Origin of the sequence: Bifidobacterium sp. wkB338, assembly GCF_003688325.1 — a bacterium.
GTDB classification, from domain to species: domain Bacteria; phylum Actinomycetota; class Actinomycetes; order Actinomycetales; family Bifidobacteriaceae; genus Bombiscardovia; species Bombiscardovia polysaccharolytica.
Genome location: NZ_NPOR01000033.1, coordinates 1 through 921, shown reverse-complemented (window position 1 = coordinate 921; position 921 = coordinate 1). Strand labels below are relative to the sequence as shown.

The window sequence follows — 921 nt, the reverse complement described above, 5'->3', positions numbered from 1 at the left end:
CATCTCATCACTTTCAACAGCGACGGCAGTCGTAAAAAATATGAGGATTGGATTTACGAGGCGCCGCATTATCATCCCCGTCTGGTGGGCGTCCCGTCCATGCGTCTTTTTGCTACGACTGGTGCCGGCACGCTCTTCCCTCCACACTTGATGCCTGACTCTACCTTCGACAAGAACTTGATCATGTCTCTATGCCCCACCACGGATGACGTGTGGTTGAAAATTATGCAAGTAGGAGCCAACCCACCTATTCCGGTAGTGGCTTCCACAGATGATCAACTTCTGCAATATGTGCCCGGTACTCAAGAAGAGGCACTCTGCCACGTCAATACTGAGAGCGGAGGCAATGATAAGGTTTTCCAACGAATACTCGGCTATCTCAACGCAAATGGGTGCCAGCTGGATTTCGATAAGGCCGTTCGAGACGACAAGCTGGATGACTTGCTGTGATCTGCTATTGCGGTGCAATGGGCAATCATGAGTTCAACGATTTGCTTACCGTGACTATGGGCGAGGTTTTAAGTAGAAAACAATCTGATAGATAAAGATGCTATACTTTATAAAAACCAGCCATGCTGGCATCTCGGGGAAGGAGTAGCTATAAGACCTAACTGGATTAAATTGACAAGGATTCGCTGGTCAATTTTTCCAATAGTGTGTCACTTTTCATGACACACTCGATTGTCAACAGCACAGGGCAGTGTATAGTGATGTTGCGAAGGGGCCGGTTGGGTTCTTTCCGGATATAAGAGAATACGTAGTACAACTTATAAGATGAAGGAGAGTAAGTTGTCACAAGTTAAGAAATCCCTACCGTTGAAGCTGGGAGCCAGCCTGATCGGCGGAGCCACATTGCTTGTATGCGTTGGAGCTTTGACGCTTCCAGCGCGTGCAGCTGAGCCTCGTTGTGGCAAGGACGAC

The 921-nt window shown here is 48.3% G+C and carries 1 pseudogene; it reads left to right on the top strand.

Annotated features, from left to right (window positions below):
- Nucleotides 1–450 (top strand): annotated as a pseudogene (locus CI603_RS09025) (glycosyltransferase family 2 protein); the annotation flags it as partial.
- Between the last annotated feature and the right edge of the window lie 471 nt (nucleotides 451–921).